The 19,545-nt window shown below is 64.4% G+C and carries 19 protein-coding genes; 6 read left to right on the top strand and 13 right to left on the bottom strand.

The features are described 5' to 3' along the window. Nucleotides 1-261: 261 nt before the first annotated feature. Both DNK34_RS23300 and DNK34_RS23305 read right to left on the bottom strand, forming a co-directional pair. Entirely contained in the window at nt 262-1,482 is a 1,221-nt protein-coding gene (locus DNK34_RS23300; RefSeq protein WP_131177643.1) for a CaiB/BaiF CoA transferase family protein, read from the bottom strand. Between the two features lie 86 nt (nt 1,483-1,568). Beyond that, nucleotides 1,569-2,750, bottom strand: a complete 1,182-nt coding sequence (locus DNK34_RS23305) for an acyl-CoA dehydrogenase (protein WP_131177644.1) — start codon at nt 2,748-2,750, stop codon at nt 1,569-1,571. A 159-nt stretch (nt 2,751-2,909) separates the two neighbouring features. Between DNK34_RS23305 and DNK34_RS23310 the strand changes: the two genes are divergently transcribed. From DNK34_RS23310 to DNK34_RS23320, 3 genes are all read left to right on the top strand, one after another. Further along, a complete protein-coding gene (locus DNK34_RS23310; RefSeq protein WP_131177645.1) occupies nt 2,910-3,809 on the top strand; it encodes a LysR family transcriptional regulator in 900 nt (299 codons plus the stop codon). A gap of 361 nt (nt 3,810-4,170) precedes the next feature. Then, the gene (locus DNK34_RS23315) at nt 4,171-5,187 is read left to right on the top strand and encodes a DUF5924 family protein (protein WP_411269336.1); all 1,017 of its coding nucleotides are present in this window, start codon (nt 4,171-4,173) and stop codon (nt 5,185-5,187) included. Nucleotides 5,188-5,240: 53 nt separating this feature from the next. Then, nucleotides 5,241-5,849 carry a hypothetical protein gene (locus DNK34_RS23320; protein ID WP_131177646.1) on the top strand — a complete coding sequence of 203 codons (609 nt, stop codon included), beginning with the start codon at nt 5,241-5,243 and terminating at the stop codon, nt 5,847-5,849. On the opposite strand, the gene DNK34_RS23325 is transcribed toward DNK34_RS23320, so the two are convergent. The 6 genes from DNK34_RS23325 to DNK34_RS23350 all read right to left on the bottom strand — a co-directional run bounded on the left by DNK34_RS23325 (nt 5,831) and on the right by DNK34_RS23350 (nt 9,912). Then, nucleotides 5,831-7,060 (bottom strand): nucleoside recognition domain-containing protein, encoded by a 1,230-nt coding sequence (locus tag DNK34_RS23325; RefSeq protein WP_131177647.1) that lies wholly within the window; start codon nt 7,058-7,060, stop codon nt 5,831-5,833. The two genes, DNK34_RS23320 and DNK34_RS23325, sit on opposite strands and share 19 nt — an antisense overlap. A gap of 143 nt (nt 7,061-7,203) precedes the next feature. Further along, nucleotides 7,204-7,665: an inhibitor of vertebrate lysozyme family protein gene (locus DNK34_RS23330; RefSeq protein ID WP_131177648.1), complete on the bottom strand. Its 462-nt coding sequence runs from the start codon at nt 7,663-7,665 to the stop codon at nt 7,204-7,206. Nucleotides 7,666-7,840: 175 nt separating this feature from the next. Further along, nucleotides 7,841-8,005, bottom strand: a complete 165-nt coding sequence (locus DNK34_RS23335; protein WP_013789335.1) for a DUF1328 domain-containing protein — start codon at nt 8,003-8,005, stop codon at nt 7,841-7,843. 62 nt (nt 8,006-8,067) lie between these two features. Continuing rightward, nucleotides 8,068-8,310, bottom strand: a complete 243-nt coding sequence (locus DNK34_RS23340) for a hypothetical protein (RefSeq protein ID WP_131177649.1) — start codon at nt 8,308-8,310, stop codon at nt 8,068-8,070. A 219-nt stretch (nt 8,311-8,529) separates the two neighbouring features. Then, a complete protein-coding gene (locus DNK34_RS23345) occupies nt 8,530-8,961 on the bottom strand; it encodes a ferritin-like domain-containing protein (protein WP_131177650.1) in 432 nt (143 codons plus the stop codon). 90 nt (nt 8,962-9,051) lie between these two features. Next, nucleotides 9,052-9,912: a BON domain-containing protein gene (locus DNK34_RS23350; RefSeq protein ID WP_131177651.1), complete on the bottom strand. Its 861-nt coding sequence runs from the start codon at nt 9,910-9,912 to the stop codon at nt 9,052-9,054. A 228-nt stretch (nt 9,913-10,140) separates the two neighbouring features. On the opposite strand from DNK34_RS23350, the gene algB reads away from it, so the two are divergent. Beyond that, a complete protein-coding gene (algB, locus tag DNK34_RS23355) occupies nt 10,141-11,484 on the top strand; it encodes a sigma-54-dependent response regulator transcription factor AlgB (protein ID WP_131177652.1) in 1,344 nt (447 codons plus the stop codon). Next, nucleotides 11,481-13,256: a KinB sensor domain-containing domain gene (locus tag DNK34_RS23360; protein ID WP_131177653.1), complete on the top strand. Its 1,776-nt coding sequence runs from the start codon at nt 11,481-11,483 to the stop codon at nt 13,254-13,256. Before algB ends, DNK34_RS23360 begins: the two co-directional genes overlap by 4 nt. A gap of 543 nt (nt 13,257-13,799) precedes the next feature. On the opposite strand, the gene DNK34_RS23365 is transcribed toward DNK34_RS23360, so the two are convergent. Then, nucleotides 13,800-14,576, bottom strand: a complete 777-nt coding sequence (locus DNK34_RS23365) for an N-acetylmuramoyl-L-alanine amidase (RefSeq protein WP_131177654.1) — start codon at nt 14,574-14,576, stop codon at nt 13,800-13,802. Then, nucleotides 14,573-15,166, bottom strand: a complete 594-nt coding sequence (locus tag DNK34_RS23370; protein WP_131177655.1) for a MarC family protein — start codon at nt 15,164-15,166, stop codon at nt 14,573-14,575. The genes DNK34_RS23365 and DNK34_RS23370 overlap by 4 nt, the downstream gene beginning before the upstream one ends. A 203-nt stretch (nt 15,167-15,369) precedes the next feature. Between DNK34_RS23370 and DNK34_RS23375 the strand changes: the two genes are divergently transcribed. Beyond that, complete coding sequence (locus DNK34_RS23375) at nt 15,370-16,788, top strand: DASH family cryptochrome (protein ID WP_131177656.1); 1,419 nt, start codon at nt 15,370-15,372, stop codon at nt 16,786-16,788. 19 nt (nt 16,789-16,807) lie between these two features. Here DNK34_RS23375 and DNK34_RS23380 read toward each other — a convergent pair whose 3' ends face one another. From DNK34_RS23380 to pstB, 3 genes are all read right to left on the bottom strand, one after another. Further along, a complete protein-coding gene (locus tag DNK34_RS23380) occupies nt 16,808-17,701 on the bottom strand; it encodes a response regulator (protein WP_131177657.1) in 894 nt (297 codons plus the stop codon). Nucleotides 17,702-17,791: 90 nt separating this feature from the next. Next, nucleotides 17,792-18,520, bottom strand: a complete 729-nt coding sequence (gene phoU / locus DNK34_RS23385; RefSeq protein ID WP_131177658.1) for a phosphate signaling complex protein PhoU — start codon at nt 18,518-18,520, stop codon at nt 17,792-17,794. A gap of 103 nt (nt 18,521-18,623) precedes the next feature. After that, nucleotides 18,624-19,457: a phosphate ABC transporter ATP-binding protein PstB gene (pstB, locus tag DNK34_RS23390; RefSeq protein ID WP_131177659.1), complete on the bottom strand. Its 834-nt coding sequence runs from the start codon at nt 19,455-19,457 to the stop codon at nt 18,624-18,626. Between the last annotated feature and the right edge of the window lie 88 nt (nt 19,458-19,545).

Raw genomic sequence — 19,545 nt, forward strand, 5'->3', positions numbered from 1 at the left:
CGCCCTGTCAGCGCCGGCGCATTCTACTCGAATTCGCCGTCCGTGCAACCCTTATATTCCTCTAACCCTTTGTTTAACAATAGGTTTTCAGATCAGGCCGCGCCGGAAGTGGTGCGCATTATAGGCACTCAGAAATACAGGTCAACGGTTTATTTCATTTGAATGAAATAAACCGGCAAAAGTCTGCTGCTCCATTGCTCTTCTATATGGAGAGACCTCACTCGAGCCCCAGGTGGCGGAACAGACACACCGAGTCCGCGCTCAGATCACCCCGGCACCACGCAACGCGGCGATCCGCTCGCCGCTCAAGCCGAGCACCCCGGCCAGGATGCCGTCGGTATGCTCGCCAAGCAGCGGCGGCGCATTGCGGTATTGCACCGGCGTCGCCGAGAGGCGGATGGGGCTGGCGACCTGGGGCACGCTGCCAGCCAGCGGGTGGGGCAGATCGATGCGCAGCCCTCTGGCCTGCACCTGGGCATCGGCGAATACCTGCTCGAGGTCGTTGATCGGCCCGCAGGGCACGCCGGCGGCTTCCAGTTGCTCGACCCACTGGGCGGTGCTGCGAAACACCGTGACCTGGCGGATCAGCGGAATCAGCTCGGCGCGATGGGCGACGCGCTGGCGGTTGCTGGCGAAACGCGGATCGTCGGCCCACTCCGGCCTGCCCGCCACGTCACAGAACCTGCGGAACTGCCCGTCGTTGCCGATGGTGAGGATGATGTCGCCGTCGGCGCTGGGAAAATCCTGGTAGGGAACGATGTTCGGGTGGGCATTGCCCAGACGGCGCGGAGCACTGCCGGTGGTCAGGTAGTTCATCGCCTGATTGGCCAGGCAGGCGACCTGCACGTCGAGCAGGGCCATGTCGATGTGCTGGCCGGCACCGGTCTCGTTACGGCTGGCCAGGGCGGCGAGTATCGCCGCGGTCGAATAGAGCCCGGTGAGGATGTCGGTCAGCGCCACCCCGACTTTCACCGGCCCGGCGCCGGCTTCGTCGTCGGCACGCCCGGTGAGGCTCATCAGGCCGCCGAGGCCTTGGATCATGTAGTCGTAGCCCGCCCGGCCGGCATAGGGGCCGCTCTGGCCGAAGCCGGTGATCGAGCAGTAGATCAGCCGCGGGTTGAGGGCACTGAGGCTGGCGTAATCCAGGCCGTAAGCCGCCAGGCCACCGACCTTGAAGTTCTCGATCAGGATGTCCGAACGGGTTGCCAGTTCACGCACCAGGCGCTGCCCTTCGGCCTGGGTGAAGTCGATGGTGATCGATTGTTTGTTGCGGTTGGCCGCTAGGTAATAGGCCGCCTCGCCGGTGTTCTCGCCAGCCTCGTTGTGGAGGAACGGCGGCCCCCAGTGGCGCGTGTCGTCGCCCACGCCCGGGCGCTCGACCTTGATCACCTCGGCGCCGAGGTCGGCCAGAATCTGCCCGGCCCAGGGCCCGGCGAGCACGCGGGACAGGTCGAGCACACGCAGATGGGATAAAGCGGTCATGGAGAGCCTCAAGCTGCAAGCTTCAGGCCGCAAGTGGAAGCGAACTGAAGCCGGTGGTTGTCTTTGTCCTTCCTTGCGGCTTGCCGCTAGAAAAAAGCCTGAATGCCGGTCTGCGCGCGGCCGAGGATCAGCGCATGCACGTCGTGGGTGCCCTCGTAGGTGTTCACCACTTCGAGGTTGACCAGATGCCGGGCCACACCGAACTCGTCGCTGATGCCGTTGCCGCCCAGCATGTCGCGGGCCAGGCGGGCGATATCCAGCGCCTTGCCGCAGCTGTTGCGCTTCATGATCGAGGTGATTTCCACCGCCGCCGTGCCCTCGTCCTTCATCCGCCCCAGGCGCAGGCAGCCCTGCAGGGCCAGGGTGATCTCGGTCTGCATATCGGCCAGTTTCTTCTGGATCAACTGGTTGGCCGCCAGCGGGCGACCGAACTGCTGCCGGTCGAGGGTGTACTGCCGCGCGGTGTGCCAGCAGAACTCGGCAGCGCCCAACGCCCCCCAACTGATGCCGTAGCGGGCGGAGTTGAGGCAGGTGAAGGGGCCTTTCAGGCCGCGTACGTCAGGGAAGGCGTTCTCCTCGGGACAGAACACGTTGTCCATGACGATCTCGCCGGTGATCGAGGCGCGCAGGCCGACCTTGCCGTGGATCGCCGGGGCCGACAACCCTTGCCAGCCCTTCTCCAAGACGAAACCGCGGATCTCGCCGGTGTCGTCCTTGGCCCAGACCACGAAGACATCGGCGATCGGGCTGTTGGTGATCCACATCTTGCTGCCGGACAGGCGATAGCCACCGTCGACCTTCTTCGCCCGGGAGATCATCGACCCCGGGTCGGAGCCATGGTTGGGCTCGGTCAGGCCGAAGCAGCCGATGTATTCGCCGGAGGCCAGCTTGGGCAGGTACTTCTGTTTGGTGGCTTCGTTGCCGAACTCAAAGATCGGCACCATCACCAGCGACGACTGCACGCTCATCATCGAGCGATAGCCGGAATCGATGCGCTCCACTTCGCGGGCGATCAGGCCGTAGCACACATAGTTCAGGCCGCTGCCACCATAGGCTTCGGGAATGGTCGCGCCGAGCAGGCCGGTGCCCCCCATTTCACGGAAGATCGCCGGGTCGGTACGTTCATTGCGGAAGGCTTCGAGCACCCGCGGCGCCAGCTTGTCGGCGGCGAACTGCTCGGCGCTATCGCGCACCATGCGCTCTTCTTCGGTGAGTTGCTGATCCAGCAGCAGCGGGTCGATCCAGTTGAAGCTTGCCTTGGCGGCCATCGCAGATTCCTCGTGCGTGAACGGTTCTTGTCGGGCTTAGCCTAGGCAGCTACCTGCCTCTCGGCAAACGAGTAATTCGCACGCAGTTGTGCATTAAGCTCACTCCGAGATAGCTTGATCACCTGAATAGAAGCACCAATTAGTGAGGTGTTCGCATACATGCGTCGCAAGATCCCCAGCACGGCAGCCCTGATCGCCTTCGAGGCCTCGGCACGCCATCAGAGCTTCACCCGCGCGGCGGACGAGCTGGCGTTGACCCAGGGCGCCGTTTGCCGGCAGATCGCCGGGCTGGAAGCGTTCCTCGGCGTGGAACTGTTCCGCCGCTCGCGGCGCGGTGTACTGCTCACCGAAGCGGGCACCGCCTATGCCGGCAAGGTCGCCGCCCAGCTCGATGCAGTGGAGCGCGACACCCTGGCACTGATGGGCGCCCAGGGCGCCATGAGCCTGGAGCTGGCCGTGGTGCCGACCTTCGCCACCCAATGGTTGCTGCCGCGGTTGAAGGACTTCCAGCGCCTGCGCCCGGAAGTCACCGTGCACCTGACCAACCGCACCCGCCCGTTCCTGTTCGCCGATACCGGTTTCGACGCGGCGATCTACTTCGGCGATGGCGACTGGTCAGGTACCGCTGCGCACTTCCTGATGCACGAGCACCTGATGCCGGTGTGCAGCCCGGCCCTGCTCGAGGGCGCGGCCGCGAGCGCCGAGCGGATCGCCGAACTGCCGCTGCTGCAGCAGAGCACCCGGCCCTACGCCTGGCGCCAGTGGTTCGCGGCGCAGGGGCTGAATGTCGGCCGCGACATGACCGGCCCGCGCCTGGAGTTGTTCTCCATGCTCGCCCAGGCGGCCTGCCACGAGATGGGTGTGGCGCTGATTCCACCCTTCCTGATCCAGCGCGAACTGGCCGACGGCAGCCTGGTGGTCGCCCTCGACCGTCCAGTGCCGGACAACGGCCGTGCCTATTACCTGACCGTACCGGAACGCAAGGTCGAGTCCGCGGCGCTCAAGGCTTTTCGTGACTGGCTGTTGGGAGAAGCGCAGCGGTATCGGGCGATAGGCTGAGCAGCGATGTATGGCCGCAAGAGCGATAGCGGCCGGTGAGATGCGATGGTTCTTTGTGGGAGGGGCTTTAGCCGCGACGGGATCGATAAAGCGCGAAGAGCTCGCGGCTAAAGCGGATCGCCGCCCGGCCCCTCCTACAGTCACAGGGCGTAGGGTGGACAACGCTCTTTTTGTCCACCATTGCGATCGCAGAGCGGTGGACGGATGAAGCGTCGTCCACCCTACGAACGGCCGCTCCCACCTGTTGCGTTAATCGGCCAGTTCGCTAGACACCACGCCTGATCGGTGGAGGCCGCAAGCGTCGGCAAATGCAGTATCCTGCGTGTCGTTCTTGACCACTGCCAGAACCGCCTTGTCTCTTATCGCCTCCAGTAAAAGCCTCGTGTTCCGGATCATCGCGCTGATGCAGCGTCATCCCGGTGCCATCGCGATATTCGGTTTTCTGTCCGGGGTGGCGAGCTTCGTACTGGTCGACCGCCAGGCCGGGCTGGCCAAGGTGCTGGCGCTGGTGATGCTGGTCAGCTGGCTGTGGCTGATCCTGGAGAACATGCTGCGCGAGCGCATCGCCGCCCGCTTCGGCTTCGAGCTGCCGCGACCGCTGCTGCGCTACGCCACGCAGATGATCCACCAGGAAAGCCTGTTCTTCGTCCTGCCGTTCTTCTTCATCACCACCACCTGGAACAGCGGCCAGGCGCTGTTCAGTGGCCTGCTGGCAGCGGCGGCGCTGGTTTCGATCATCGACCCGCTGTACTACAAGTGGCTGGCGCCGCGCCGCTGGATCTTCCTCGCCTACCATACCCTGGCGCTGTTCGCCGTGTTGCTCACGGCGCTGCCGATCATCCTCAAGCTCGACACCACGGAGAGCTACCAGTTGGCGCTGGCGGCCGCGGTGCTGCTGTCGTTTCCCAGCCTGTTCAGCATCATCACCGTGCGCCGCTGGTGGCGTGGCCTGCTGCTGGTGGGCCTGACCCTGGTGATCGGCGCCACTGGCTGGCTGGCGCGGGCCTGGGTACCACCGGCGACGCTGTGGCTGACCGAGGTGGCGATCACCACCGAGTTCGACAACCAGAACCGCTCGCCGGGCGAAGGCCTGGAACGCCTGAGCGTGACGCAATTGCGTGATCATGGGCTGTATGCCTACACCGCGATCAATGCCCCGCGCGGCCTGGACGAACGCATCTATCATGTCTGGCAGCATGACGGCGGCGAGGTCGAGCGCATCGCTCTGGATATCCATGGCGGCCGCGAGAAAGGCTACCGGGCCTGGACGCACAAGCAGAACTTCCCCCAGGACGTGGTCGGGCGCTGGCAGATTCAGGTACTGACCGAGGCCGGGCAGATGATCGGCGTACTGCGTTTCGACGTGACGCCCGACTGAGCGCGACGTGCCGCAGGCGCCGAAGGACAAGCACGCCATTCAAGGAGGACTCGATGCACCGATACCTGTCCGGCCTGGTACTGGCCCTGTCGATCGGCGGTTGCGACAACAAGGCCGCACTCACCGCCGACGAACAGCGGTTGCTGCTCAGTGACCAGGACTTCGCCAGCTTCGGCGTGAGCAGGGGCGGCCACTATGGCAAGAGCGTGCAGTACCTGACCCGGACCGTGGAGCTCAGCTACAGCCACAGCGCGGACACGGGTTTCTACCTGTACAGTGGCGTGACCCTTCACCCCAATGCCGGCGATGCGCTGATCAACAACTACGCGGCGAATGTCGGCGCCAGCCATTCCCTGGAGAACAACGGGCTGCAGAAACGACCGCTGAGCCTGAGCCCGGCATATGGCGACGGTTCCAGCCTGGATCTGCTGCTCAGCGATGGCGAGCCGGTGGGCAACATGTTCTTCACCCGGATCGCCAGCAGGTCGGTATTCGTCCTGTTCACCGGCGTGTACTTCGAGCACGCCGAGGACTTCGAAGCCTTCGTCGAACCGCGCATGCGCCAGGTGCGCCAGATCAAGACGCGAGACCCGCTGCTGGGCTGGGTCGGCGACCTGTTCGCCAGCGACAGCGGAAAACCCGCTCAGCCGAAGAACCAGTAGCACACGGCGATGGCCGCGATCACCCCGGACAGTTCCGCCAGCAAGGCGCAACCAACGGCGTGGCGCGCACGCTGGATGCCTACCGCGCCGAAATACACCGCCAGCACATAGAAGGTGGTTTCGGTGCTGCCTTGAATCACCGCGGCCGCCAGCGCCGGGAAGCTGTCCACGCCCTGGCTCTGCATGGTTTCGATGAGCATGGCCCGCGCCGCGCTGCCGGAGAATGGCTTGACCATGGCCGTGGGCAGGGCGTCGACGAAACGCGTGTCCCAGCCACCCCAGGCGACCAGCCAGCGAATGCCGTCCAGCGCGATCTCCAGCGCTCCCGAGGCCCGCAACACACCGATCGCACAGAGCATCGCCACCAGGTAGGGCAACAGGCTCTTGGCCACGTCGAAGCCTTCCTTGGCGCCTTCGATGAACTGCTCGTAGACCTGCACCTTGCGCAGCGCGCCGATCACCACGAAGGCCACGATGACCCCGAACAGCGTGAGGTTGCCCAGCAGCGACGACAGCGCCGCCAGGGCCGTGGCGGACATGCCGGCGAGCAGCGCCATGAAGCCCCCGAGCAGCAGCGCCCCGGGAATCATGTAGACCAGCACCACCGGGTCCCACAGACGCAGGCGCTGCATCAGGGCCACCGACAACAGGCCGACCAGGGTCGAAACGCTGGTGGCCAGCAGGATCGGCAGGAACACCAGGGTCGGATCGGGCGCGCCCTGCTGGGCGCGATACATGAAGATGGTCACGGGCAGCAGGGTCAACGACGAGGCGTTGAGCACCAGAAAGAGGATCTGCGCATTGCTCGCCGTGGTGCTGCTGGGATTGAGGTCCTGCAGGGCGCGCATGGCCTTGAGGCCGATGGGCGTGGCGGCGTTGTCCAGGCCCAGGCCGTTGGCGGCGAAATTCATGGTGATCAGGCCCAACGCGGGATGGCCGCGTGGCACTTCCGGCATCAGCCGGGCGAACAGCGGGCCGAGTACCCGCGCCAGCGCGTCCACCAGACCGGCCTTTTCGGCGATACGCAGCAAACCGAGCCAGAGCGTGAGGGTACCGAACAGCAGCACCATGACCTCGACCGACAGCTTGGCCATATTGAACAGGCTTTCCACCATCGCCGCGAACACGGCCGGATCGTCGGCCAGCAGCCAGCGGCTGAAACCCGCCACCGCCGCCACCACGAAAAAGCTCAGCCACAAACCGTTGAGCATATCTCACCCCCCTGGACATAGCGGCCGATGATAACGCGGCCCGGGAAGTGGACGCACAAGGAAGTTACGGGGCAGGCGCAGGGTTGCGCAGAATGGCTGCTGAGAGCCCTGGTGAATGAACGGCGCCCGGGGCGCCGTTGGGATCAGTACCAGTTGGGGTCTTTCTGCAACTGTTCCTGGAGCAGTTGCTTGACGCCTTCGTCCGGATCGCCGAGCCAGCGCAGGTCGGCATGCTTGCTGGGCGACTTGTCTTCGGGCAAGCCTGCCGGCACTTGCACCCAGAGCGCGTAGGCATCGTCCTTGTCCCAGGTGAAGGCGACGTACAGGCGCTGGTTGAAGCAGTTGGAGGTTTCGCACAACTGCCCGACCAGGTACTTGTCACCGTCCTCCTCGAGTGCCTGCATGGGCATGGCCACGCCACTGAGGTTCATCACCCATTCGGGCAGGCGTTCCTCGTCCTGAACCAGCTCGCTCCATGCTTCCCGGTAATCGGGATGGCTGCCGAGCAGCTCGTTCAGGCGAAACTCGCCGTCGGTGTTAGCGGCCAAAGCCGCTACGCTGCTCCCCAGCATCAGGGCCGCAGCGAGCGTCTTGAGTCGATTCATCGCTACTCCTCTCGGCTAACAGGCCGTTGAAAAACGTTGACGAGGCAGCCAGCGCAAGGCAAAAACAGGCGAAAAAGCGGAGTTTACGTGTTGTAAATGAGCATTTTGATCGGACTCGCGCCCGAGCCTGTTTTTAACGCCGCGATGGCAACGCAGGTAGTTTTTCAACAGCCTGCTAACCGCGGGGGCGGCGGCCCATGATGAAGGACACGATGAACATCACCAGGAACACGACGAAGAGGATTTTCGCGATACCCGTGGCGGTGCCGGCGATACCACCGAAGCCCAGTACGGCAGCGACGATGGCGATGATCAGAAAGGTAATGGCCCAGCTCAACATGGCGTTTCTCCTTGGTTTTTAGAGGTCTTGCGGGTGTAGCACTTTGAAATTCGGGGGTGGCTTCAGAACACCCAGCGCGTTTGCTGCCGGGGCAGCTCCACGGCATCGGCACGTAGCCAGTCGCCGCTGGCTTGCGTGCTGACCGTCTGTGCGGCGGCAGGGGCAGCCTGCAGTTGCACGACGGTGGCTTGCTGGCTCGAGGTCTGGCCCAGCGGTGCCTTGACCAGCCACACGCACAGCAGCAACGCAGCAACGGCGGCGATGGCGATGAAGGATGACTCGGCGTATAGACGGTGCTGGTTCATGCTGGAGTTCCTCGAAATCATTGCTGCGCAATCTTGCTCATGACCTATTGATTGCAGCCTGCATGCCAGTTTCAGATAAAAATAAAATACTTATAAATCATATAGTTATAAAATAAATCAGAGTTCTTTCGCAGGCATCCTGCACGATGGGCATGGGCGGCTCGGGCGTTCTGCACGAAGCGCCGGCAGGCGGCACATCCCTGTGCCGATGCCGTGTTGTTACATGGCGTGCTTCAGGTCGCGCATGCGGTCATGGCAGGCACGCACCTTGGGCATTTCCACCGCCAGCAGGGCACGCACGTCCGGTTCGGCACTTTCCAGCGCGTCTTCGAACGCATGCAGGATGCGGTCTTCGGCCTCCTCCAGTTGCGCCACGTAGGTGGCTTCCTCATCGCTGGACAACGTGGCGCGGGCATCGGCATAGGCCTGACGCAGCTTGCCGACCACGGTGCCGCCGGTGGCGGGCTCTTCCTGATTGGCCGCGACTTTCACCGCCAGCGCCTGGATCACCTGGGTCTTGGTCTGTGCCATATCGCGGAACAGAGCCTGCAGGCGCACGTCCTTGACTTCGTCATGGGCGTGCTCGTAGAAGCGCTGGCCGTCACGGGTGATCTCGATCAGTTCGTTGAGTTGTGCTGTTTTACTGTTCATGGGTGCTACTCCTGTGTCTGCCATGCAGCGTCATGGATGACACTGCTGAATCTGGCGAGCGAAGACGCCCGCCAGCGTGGTGCTCCGGACTCAACTGGCGATGCGTAGTGCGTCGGCGTCGACGCCACGAACACCGCGGATATTGCGGGCGGTTTCCACCGCCAGGCGTTTTTCGGCATTGCTCAACACGGTGCCGCTGAGGCTGACCAGCCCGTCGTGGGTGTCGACCTTGATATTCAGGCTGTCGAGGTTGCGGCTATAGAAGAAGCTGGACTTCACCTTGCTGGTGATCCAGGTATCGCTGATCGCCGCCGCCGCGTCGTTGGCGGCGTTCTGCGCTTCGGCAGCGGTGCTGTCGGCGCTGCTGATGCTCAGGTGGTTGTGCACTTCGCGCACGCCATCGGTGTTGGCCACCAGTTCACCGGCCAGCTCCTTGGCCGCCGGGGTGCCGGCATTACCGCTGAGGCTGACCACGCCGCTCTCGGCACGCACCTGGGTGTCCAGGCCTTCGGTATTGCTGTTCCACAGCAGCTTGGACTTGACCGTGGCCGCCAGCGTGGCGTCATCGAAGCGCTGGGCCAGGGTCTTGTCGGTGGTGATCCGGCGTTCTTCGTCGACCACCTGCGGCTCGATCCGGGCATCCACCTCGAGGCGATTGTCCACGCCCTGCACGCCCTCGATGCCTTGGGCCAGCTCGCCGGCAAGATCGCGTTCCACCTCGCTCTCGACCACACCGCTGAGAGTCGCCTGGCCGTTCTCGACCTCGACGTCGATATCGAAGGGGCTCAGATGACGGTTGAGCGCGAAGGCGGTCGTGATGGAACCCTGCTGACGGGCATCGCTCAGTTGGCGCCCCAGGTCAGCCTCGGCCGCGCCTGCGATTCCCACAGGTGCAAACGTGATCAGAGCTGTAATGGCGATGGCCAACGTGGAATGTCTCAACAGCAGCATGATGTCTCCTCCAAAACCTTGATGCAGACCACTACAGGTAGTGGCCAGTGCTACGTCGCAAGCCCTGTGCCAGCCTCTGTTCAAAATAAAAACCAACTAAAATCAGCCATTTAAATCAAACCAATGGCAGGTGGCCGCATGCACGATGCAAGATCGGGTCATACTCGCCGTGCAACTTGCACGAAGATTTCCGGACTAACCTCTGCAAACAAACCACGGAGTAAGTAAATGGAAGCAACAGGTCAGAGCGGGCGCATTCTTCTGGTCGACGACGAAGCGGCGATCCTGCGCACCTTCCGCTATTGCCTGGAAGACGAGGGCTATCAGGTCACCACCGCCAACAGCTCCGCGCAGACCGAAGCGCTGTTGCAGCGCCAGGTCTTCGATCTGTGCTTCCTCGACCTGCGCCTGGGTGACGACAATGGCCTCGACGTGCTGGCCCAGATGCGCATACTCGCGCCCTGGATGCGCGTGGTGATCGTCACCGCTCACTCGGCGGTCGACACCGCGGTGGATGCCATGCAGGCCGGCGCCGCCGACTATCTGGTCAAGCCCTGCAGCCCCGACCAGTTGCGCCTGGCCGCGGCCAAGCAGCTGGAAGTCCGCCAGCTCGCCGCCCGCCTGGAAGCCCTCGAAGGCGAAGTGCGCAAGCCCCATGACGGCATCGATTCGCACAGCCCAGCGATGATGGCGATCCTGGAAACCGCCCGGCAGGTGGCCGGCACCGACGCCAATATCCTCATCCTCGGCGAGTCGGGCACCGGCAAGGGCGAGCTGGCACGTGCCATCCACGGCTGGAGCCGCCGCACGAAGAAGTCCTGCGTGACCATCAACTGCCCGTCGCTGACTGCCGAGCTGATGGAAAGCGAGCTGTTCGGCCATAGCCGCGGCGCCTTCACCGGTGCCAGCGAAAGCACCCTGGGGCGGGTCAACCAGGCCGACGGCGGCACGCTGTTTCTCGACGAAATCGGCGATTTTCCCCTGACCCTGCAACCCAAGCTGTTGCGCTTCATCCAGGACAAGGAATACGAGCGGGTCGGCGATCCGGTGACCCGCCATGCCGACGTGCGCATCCTCGCGGCGACCAACCGGGATCTGGCGGAGATGGTCAAGGAAGGTCACTTCCGCGAGGATCTGCTGTACCGCCTCAACGTCATCACCCTGACCCTGCCGCCGCTGCGCGAACGGGCCGACGACATCCTCACCCTGGCGGACCGTTTCCTCGCCCGCTTCGTCAAGGATTACGCCCGGCCGGCGCGGGGCTTCAGCGATGAGGCGCTGAAGGCCCTGCTCGACTACCAGTGGCCGGGCAACATCCGCGAACTGCGCAACGTGATCGAACGGGCGAGCATCATCTGCCCGGGCGAGTGGGTGGACGTCAGCCACCTCGGCATGAGCGCGCCGGCCACCAACAGTGCGCCGCGGGTCGGCGCCGACCTCAGCCTGGAAGCCCTGGAGAAAGCCCATATCGCCGCGGTGCTGGCCAATAGCGAGACCCTCGACCAGGCCGCCAAGACACTGGGCATCGACGCGTCGACCCTGTATCGCAAACGCAAGCAACTCGGCCTATGAAGCTGCGCAACAAGCTGTTCATCAGCACCAGCGCGCTGCTCACGGTGGCGCTGCTGGGATTGCTGCTGGGCATATTCAGCGTGCTGCAGCTGACCAAGACGCAGAACCACACCATGACCCGCAACCTGAGCATCATCGACGCCAGCCTTGGCCTGCGCCAGGAACTGGGCAAGCAGGTCGTGCTGCTGCTCGCCGAGGAGCTCGACCGTCCCGCCTTGCAGGTTTCCGACCAGCGCGTGCGCGGCTGGATCGACAAGGCCGCAGAAGGCGCCATGACCGACAGCGACCGCGAGGCCGTGACCGCCATCAGGCAGGCCTACGAGCGCTACAGCGCGATCCTGGCAAACCCTCAGGAAGTGCGCCGCGGCCTGCTCAGTAACGATGAGTTCGGCCTGGCCCTGGAAACCGTGCGCAACCGCGTCAACGCCGTGCAGGTGCGCTATGTGGATGCGGTAAAGAGCGCCGAGCAGGCATCGCGCGAGCGGGCCTGGATGATCGCCGGCCTGCTGGGACTGGTCGGCCTTGCCGTGCTGGTGATCGGCTTCATCACCGCGCAGACCGTCGCCCGGCGGGTCGGCCAGCCGATCGAGGCCCTGGCCCGCGCGGCCGACCAGATCGGCCAGGGCAACTTCCAGGTCACCCTGCCCGTCACCCCGGTGACCGAGCTGGCCGCCCTCAGCCGCCGCATCGGCCTGATGGCCGAAGGCCTGCGTCAGTTCCAGGACAGCAATATCGAAGCGCTGATGGCCGAACAACGGCGCCTGCAGTCAGTGCTCGACAGCATCGACGACGGCCTGCTGATCTTCGGCCACGATGGCCTGCTGGAACACTTCAACCCGGTGGCCCAGCGTCAGTTGGGCTGGCACGCGCAGCCCCTGGGACAGCGCCCGAGCCAGGCGCTGCAGTACCCGGAGCTGGACGCCCAGCTGCAACAGGTGCTGCAGGGCCAGAGCCTGGACCAGCGCCTGGCGGATCTGCAGGTCGAGGCCGATGGCGAAACCCGCCTGCTCAACTACAGCCTGACCCCGGTCAGCCACGACGAGGGGCATATCCTCGGCGCGGTGATGGTGCTGCACGACGTCACCGAGCAGCGCGCCTTCGAGCGGGTGCGCAACGAGTTCGTCCTGCGGGCCTCCCATGAGCTGCGCACGCCGGTCACCGGCATGCACATGGCCTTCAGCCTGCTGCGCGAGCGCATCCGCTTCGCCGAAGACTCCCGTGAAGCCGACCTGGCACGTACCGTGGACGAGGAAATGGAGCGCCTGGTGCACCTGATCGACGACCTGCTGAACTTCTCGCGCTACCAGAGCGGCCTGCAGAAGCTTGAACTGGCGCCCTGCGACATTCCGCAACTGCTCGACGAGGCCCGCACGCGACATACCGACAAGGCACAGACACGACAGATCGTCCTGACCCTGGAAACCGGCGCGGGCTTGCCACGCGTGCACCTGGATCATGCCCAGATCAACCGCGTGCTCGACCACCTGATCGACAACGCCCTGCGCCACAGCCCCGAAGCCGGCGAGATCCGCCTGCAGGCACAACGCCAGGAAGATCGCCTGCTGATCAGCGTCGAGGACGACGGCGAAGGCATCGCCTATGGCCAGCAGGCCCGGCTGTTCGAACCCTTCGTACAGATAGGCCGCAAGAAAGGTGGCGCCGGCCTCGGCCTGGCGCTGTGCAAGGAGATCGTGCAGTTGCACGGTGGGCGCATCGGCGCCCAGTCGCACCCCGGCCAGGGTGCCCGCTTCCATATGGCGCTGCCGCTCTAGGGCCGTGTCAACCATGAAATGTCGGACTCCCGTGGATACCGTCTTGAGCCCTGGCCTGCAAGAGCCCGTTCGCAATCAGGGTTCGCCTGTAGGCGCGTCGACCCCGGCGCGATGCGAGGGCGGCCATGCTGCAAAAACGCGCTCTGGCCACGATTCGCCGCGAGGGCGCGGCTCCTACACGAGTGCGGCAATGCTGCGCGCTTATGTGCAGATACCCTCTTGATCCGGCCTGCAAGAGCCCGTTCGGTATCAGGGTTCGCCTGTAGGAGCGCCGACCCCGGCGCGATGCGAGGGCGGCCATGCTGCAGAAACGCGGTGTGGCCACGATTCGCCGCGAGGGCGCGGCTCCTACACGAGTGCGGCAATGCTGCGCGCTTATTGCTGAATCCCGTGCAGATACCGTGCGACCGACATTTGATCCATGTCGCGACACTAGGGCCGGAACCCGGGGCAAGAGCGGAGGCTGGGTCAGGCCGCACAGGCCTTTCTGCACAACCGCAGCGGCTCGGCTGAAGCTCCTGACCGGCGGCTTGCCGCTTTCCTCTAAGCCATGCGGTTGAGCACCAGCAGCAGGGCGGCGGTTTCCGCATCCGGCTGGCCATCGTAGAGCGACTGCCGGTACTTCATCTGGAACGCCCTGAGCACGTTGCGCGTGGCTTCATCCAGCACGCCGGTGTCCGGCACTGTATAGCCCTGCCGGGCCAGTTGCTCCTGGAACCACGCCACGCTCGGCAGGCTGGCGCTGAACGCGGCCTGCTCGCGGGCGACCGCCTGGGTATCGGGCCAGGGCATCAGTCCGGCATCGGCCAGTCGTTTCCAGGGAAACAGCGGGCCCGGATCGACCTTGCGCTGCGGGGCGATATCGCTGTGTCCGATGATGCTGCCCGGCGGCAACTGGTGACGCTGCATGATGTCCTTGAGCAGCACGATCAGCGTATCGATCTGGCCTTGCGCATAGGGTTGCCAGTAGCGTCCCTTGGGCGTGTCGAAATAGCCCTGGTTGATCAGCTCGATGCCGATGGTGGTGCCGTTGAGCCAGGTGCGTCCCTGCCATTCGCTGACCCCGGCATGCCAGGCCCGGCGGTTCTCGTCCACCAATTGGTAGACGGTCGGCGGCACGGCATCGATCAGGTAGTGGGCACTGACCTCCTCCTGGGTCAGCAACGCCAGCGAGCGCGGCAGATCGGCCGAGGTGTAGTGCAGCACGATGTATTGCACCCGGCTGCTCTGGCCGCTGGCGGTATGGCTGGTATCGATGCGCAACCCGCTGCTGCAACCGGCGAGCAGAAGGACGAACAGGGCAAGGCTGAAAAATTTCATGGCTGGATATGCAGTACGCTTTGTAGGTTGTCCAGCAGCATGTCGACGCTGAGCATGATCAACAGCATGCCCATCAGCCGCTCCACTGCGGTCAGTCCGCGAGGACCGAGGAAACGCTGCAGCAACGAAGCCTGCAACAGGATGAACGCCGTCACGGCCCAGGCCAGGATCAGCGCGATGTAGAGCTCCCAGAGTGCGCCCTCGTGGGTGTTGCGCAGGGTCATCAGCACGGCCAGGGCCGAGGGTCCGGCCACCGCCGGCGTGGCCAGCGGCACGAGCATGGGCTCGCCATCGGGCACATCGCCAAGCAATCCCTGCGGGCTGGGAAAGATCAGGCGCATGGCGATGACGAACAGGATGATACCGCCGGCGATGCCGGTTGCCTCCCGCGAAAGGCCCAGACCGCTGAGCACTTTGTCACCAAAGGTAAGGAACAACAGCAACAGGGCCAGGGCGAACAGCAGCTCACGCGCCGCCACCCACAGGCGTCGGCGCGGCGCTACATTCTTCAAGGCGGCGATGTAGATGGCGATATTGCCGAACGGGTCGGTGACCAGAAAGATCAGAACGGCAATGCTGAATATGTCCATGGAGGGCTCCTGAAAACAGCCCCACAGTCTACTGAACAAGCGTCTGCCGCCAAAGCGCCGCCGTCTTGCCGGGCAGCCGCCGCTTCAGCGCAACGGCAACGGCAACGGCAACGGCGCCTGGACGCCACTTGTCGCCGCCGGACGGCGCTGAACTTGTCCCGGTGGCCGCCATCCACATTGCAATGGCCTTGAGGGAACATTCCATGCGTGCCTTGCTCTGGTTCAAACAGGATTTACGCCTCGACGATCATCCCGCCTTGCAAGCGGCCCTCGGTACCGGGCGCCTGCTGCCGTTGTACGTCATCGATCCGGCCCTGCTGCAGATCGACACGTTCGGCAGCCGCCGTATCGGCGTGCACCGCGCACGCTTCCTGCTGGAAAGCCTCACCGCCCTGGATGGCGCTCTGCGCCAGCGCGGCTCGCGCCTGCTGGTGATGCCCGGCAAACCCGAGGAGGTCATCGCCCAACTGGTCGAGCAGTTCGCTCTGCAACAGGTGCTGACCCTGGAGGAAATCGCCCCGCAGGAAATCACCCAGCTCGCCCGCGTGCGCGAGGCCCTGGGCAGCGTGCCGCTGCGCACCGGCATGGCCAACGGCCTGCTGAGCGCATCCGAACTGCCCTGCCCGCTGGCGGAACTGCCCCAGGTCTACAGCCAGTTCCGCACCCTGATCAATGCGCGCCAGTATGTGTTCCAGCCCTTGCCGGCCCCGGACCAGCTCCCTCCTCTGCCGGAAGGCGTCGAAGCCTTGCTGCATGGCCTGCCGACCCTGTCCCAGCTCGGCCTGGGCGAGCCGCTCAGCGTGCCGGCCAGCGCCTTTCCCTTCTCCGGCGGCGAAGCGGCGGCGCAGGCACGTCTGCGCGACTATCTCTGGGACAGCCAGAACGTGCGTCAGTACAAGGAAACCCGCAATGCCATGATCGGCAGCGAGTACTCGTCGAAGTTCTCGCCCTGGCTGGCCAACGGCTGCCTGTCACCGCGCCGCGTGGCTGCCGAACTGCGGCGCCACGAAGCCCTGCATGGCCGCAACGACTCGACCTACTGGCTGTGGCTGGAACTGCTGTGGCGCGAGTTCTTCCGCTGTACCCTGCAGCGCCACGGCCAGGCGCTGTTCGAAGCGCGGGGCTTGAAGGCCACCGAACGCGCGCCCGATCGGATCGACGAACGTTTCGAGCACTGGTGTCAGGGCCGCACCGGCATGCCTCTGGTCGACGCCAACATGCGCGAACTGATGAGTACCGGCTACCTCTCCAATCGAGGCCGCCAGGTGGTGGCCAGCTACCTGATCAGCGACCTGCAGCAGGACTGGCGCCACGGTGCGGCCTGGTTCGAGGAACATCTGATCGACTATGACCCGGCCAGCAACTGGGGCAATTGGGCCTACCTCGCCGGCGTCGGCAGCGATCCACGCCTCAAGGGCATGTTCAACGCCTTGAGGCAGGCCCGCCAGTACGATCCGCAGGCCGCCTACGTAAGCCTGTGGCTACCGGAGCTGCGCAGCATCCCCGAGCATCTGCGGCATACGCCCTTCCTGCTTCCCCAGTTGCAGCTGGAAGCGCTCAACTACCCGAGACTGGAGCAGATCCCCGAGGCCTGGCAGCAGGATCTGACGGACGTCGCCTGAGGCGCAGCCGTACGCCGGCTCAGCCGCCGGGAGTGAAATGTTTCTGTGTGGTGCCGCGCGCGATCAGCCGCGACAGGTAGTCCAGCTTCTGCGGATCGCGATCGACGAAGCGGAATACCAACTGCAACCACTCGCTGTCCGCCTTCGGTTCGAAGGCCGCGACACTGTGCAGGTAACCATTGAGACGGGCGACTTCCGAGGATTCGCCCTGCTCCAGGTCGAGCACCGCGCTTTCCAGAACCTGGGGCAACAACTCGCCGCGCTTGACCACCAGCAAGGCCTCCTTGAGGCTCAGGGCCTTGATCACGCAGGCCATGATCCCGCCCGGCAGGCGCAACTGGCCCTGGCTGCGGCCCATGGGCGTGCTCGGTGGCGCCTTGCGGGTCACGGGCGCAGGCGCCTGGGGCTGAGGTGCTGCGGCCGGCCGTATCACCTCGGCCTTGCCCGCGGTGAGCGCCGCCAGGGAGTCGTTGGCGAAGGCGCCCGTGCTGAGCATCTTCGGCGGCGCGCTGGCAAGCAGGGCGGCGAGCTTGCCGGCACGCTGCAAGGCCTTCTTCACCTTGGTCACCAGTTGCTCGTTGGAGAAGGGTTTGCCGATGAAATCGGACACACCCGCCTGAATGGCCTGGACGACATTCTCCTTGTCGCCACGGCTGGTGACCATGATGAAGGGTACGGTCTTCAGCTCATCGTGCTCGCGGCACCAGCCGAGCAGCTCCAGGCCGGACATTTCCGGCATTTCCCAGTCGCAGAGAATCAGGTCGACCGGATTACGGCCGAGCATCTGCTGGGCCTTGCGCCCATTGACCGCCTCTTCGATCTGAATGCCGGGAAGATGGTCGCGCAGCCCCTTCTTCACCAGATCGCGGATAAAGGTGGCGTCATCCACCACCAGCACACTGACTTTGCTCATCGACCACTCCTGCAGGAATGGCCTAAGCATAGACGCGAGCGCTGGCCAAAGGCCAACGTTACCGTATCGCGGGTCATCGGGCCGAGCGGCTTAGTCCTTGCTGCCACCCTGCACTTCTTCCTGCATGCGGGTCAGGCCGATGTGCTTGACGTCGGTACCGCGCACCAGATAGATAACCAGTTCGGCAATGTTGCGCGCATGATCGCCGATACGCTCCAGCGAGCGCAGGGCCCAGATCACGTTGAGCACGCGGGAGATGGAGCGCGGGTCTTCCATCATGTAGGTGACCAGTTCGCGCAGCGCCGTCTTGTACTCGCGGTCGACGGTCTTGTCGTACTGCGCCACCGACAGCGCCAGCTCGGCGTCGAAACGGGCGAAGGCATCCAGCGCCTCCTGCACCATCTTGCGCACCTGATCGCCGATGTGCCGCACTTCGACGTAACCCCGCGGCGCCTCGCCCTCTTCGGTAAGCAGGATGGCGCGCTTGGCGATCTTGGTCGCCTCATCGCCGATGCGTTCCAGGTCGATCACCGACTTGGAAATGCTGATGATCAGGCGCAGGTCCGACGCGGCCGGCTGGCGACGGGCGAGGATGCGTACGCATTCCTCGTCGATGTTGCGCTCCATCTGGTTGATCTGGTCGTCGATCTCGCGCACCTGCTGGGCCAGGCCGGAGTCGGCCTCGATCAGCGAGGTGACCGCGTCGTTGACCTGTTTCTCGACCAGGCCGCCCATGGCCAGAAGGTGGCTGCGCACCTCCTCCAGCTCGGCGTTGAACTGCTGGGAGATGTGATGGGTCAGGCTGTCTTTGTTCATCATTTGGTCGCTCCGCGAGCTTCAAGCTGCAAGCCTCAAGCTGCAAGTTAATCGTCGTCGGGAATCGCTGTGACTTGCCGCTTGAAGCTCGCGGCTTGTGGCTGTCTCAGCCGTAACGCCCGGTGATGTAGTCCTCGGTCTGTTTCTTCTCGGGGTTGGTGAACAGCGCGTCGGTATCGCCGAACTCGATCAGCTTGCCCATGTACATGAACGCCGTGTAGTCGGACACCCGGGCAGCCTGCTGCATATTGTGGGTGACGATGACGATGGTGTACTTGGATTTCAGTTCGTAGATCAGCTCTTCGACCTTCAGCGTGGAGATCGGATCGAGGGCCGAGCAAGGCTCGTCGAGCAGCAGCACTTCCGGCTGTACCGCCACCGTGCGGGCGATCACCAGGCGCTGCTGCTGGCCGCCGGATAGGCCGAGGGCCGAGTCATGCAGGCGGTCCTTGACCTCATCCCACAGCGCGGCGCTCTTCAGGCCCCATTCCACGGCCTCGTCGAGCACGCGCTTCTGGTTGATGCCCTGAATGCGCAGGCCGTAGACCACGTTCTCGTAGATGCTCTTGGGAAACGGGTTGGGCTTCTGGAACACCATGCCGACGCGACGACGCAGTTCGGCGACGTCTTCGCCCTTGCGGTAGATGTTGCGGCCGTCGATGTTGATCTCGCCTTCCACGCGGCAACCGTCGACCAGATCGTTCATCCGGTTGAAGGTGCGCAGCAGGGTCGACTTGCCGCAACCGCTGGGGCCGATGAACGCCGTCACGCGCTGCTTGGGGATGTTCATCTTGACGTCGTACAGCGCCTGCTTGTCGCCATAGAACAGGTTCAGGCCCGGGACTTCGATGGCCACGGTTTCGTTGGCCAGGTCGAGGCTCTGCTTGTCACGGCCCAGGGCCGAGATGTCGATGCCGTGGGTAGCGGTTTCGTGTTGCATAAGTGCTCACTCCGTTCGCAGCGCCAAGCTGCAAGCCCGTCCGCCGCGCTTCTGCTTGAAGCTTGCGGCTTGAGGCTTGCGGCTCGGA

The sequence above is a fragment of the Phytopseudomonas dryadis genome, from assembly GCF_004327355.1.
In the GTDB taxonomy this organism is placed as follows: domain Bacteria; phylum Pseudomonadota; class Gammaproteobacteria; order Pseudomonadales; family Pseudomonadaceae; genus Aquipseudomonas; species Aquipseudomonas dryadis.

Coding starts and splice junctions, on each gene's coding strand:
- DNK34_RS23300 (WP_131177643.1), bottom strand. CDS start 1,482: ATGACCGCTTTATCCCATCTGCGTGTGCTCGACCTGTCCCGCGTGCTC.
- DNK34_RS23305 (WP_131177644.1), bottom strand. CDS start 2,750: ATGGCCGCCAAGGCAAGCTTCAACTGGATCGACCCGCTGCTGCTGGAT.
- DNK34_RS23310 (WP_131177645.1), top strand. CDS start 2,910: ATGCGTCGCAAGATCCCCAGCACGGCAGCCCTGATCGCCTTCGAGGCC.
- DNK34_RS23320 (WP_131177646.1), top strand. CDS start 5,241: ATGCACCGATACCTGTCCGGCCTGGTACTGGCCCTGTCGATCGGCGGT.
- DNK34_RS23325 (WP_131177647.1), bottom strand. CDS start 7,060: ATGCTCAACGGTTTGTGGCTGAGCTTTTTCGTGGTGGCGGCGGTGGCG.
- DNK34_RS23330 (WP_131177648.1), bottom strand. CDS start 7,665: ATGAATCGACTCAAGACGCTCGCTGCGGCCCTGATGCTGGGGAGCAGC.
- DNK34_RS23335 (WP_013789335.1), bottom strand. CDS start 8,005: ATGTTGAGCTGGGCCATTACCTTTCTGATCATCGCCATCGTCGCTGCC.
- DNK34_RS23340 (WP_131177649.1), bottom strand. CDS start 8,310: ATGAACCAGCACCGTCTATACGCCGAGTCATCCTTCATCGCCATCGCC.
- DNK34_RS23345 (WP_131177650.1), bottom strand. CDS start 8,961: ATGAACAGTAAAACAGCACAACTCAACGAACTGATCGAGATCACCCGT.
- DNK34_RS23350 (WP_131177651.1), bottom strand. CDS start 9,912: ATGCTGCTGTTGAGACATTCCACGTTGGCCATCGCCATTACAGCTCTG.
- algB (WP_131177652.1), top strand. CDS start 10,141: ATGGAAGCAACAGGTCAGAGCGGGCGCATTCTTCTGGTCGACGACGAA.
- DNK34_RS23360 (WP_131177653.1), top strand. CDS start 11,481: ATGAAGCTGCGCAACAAGCTGTTCATCAGCACCAGCGCGCTGCTCACG.
- DNK34_RS23365 (WP_131177654.1), bottom strand. CDS start 14,576: ATGAAATTTTTCAGCCTTGCCCTGTTCGTCCTTCTGCTCGCCGGTTGC.
- DNK34_RS23370 (WP_131177655.1), bottom strand. CDS start 15,166: ATGGACATATTCAGCATTGCCGTTCTGATCTTTCTGGTCACCGACCCG.
- DNK34_RS23375 (WP_131177656.1), top strand. CDS start 15,370: ATGCGTGCCTTGCTCTGGTTCAAACAGGATTTACGCCTCGACGATCAT.
- DNK34_RS23380 (WP_131177657.1), bottom strand. CDS start 17,701: ATGAGCAAAGTCAGTGTGCTGGTGGTGGATGACGCCACCTTTATCCGC.
- phoU (WP_131177658.1), bottom strand. CDS start 18,520: ATGATGAACAAAGACAGCCTGACCCATCACATCTCCCAGCAGTTCAAC.
- pstB (WP_131177659.1), bottom strand. CDS start 19,457: ATGCAACACGAAACCGCTACCCACGGCATCGACATCTCGGCCCTGGGC.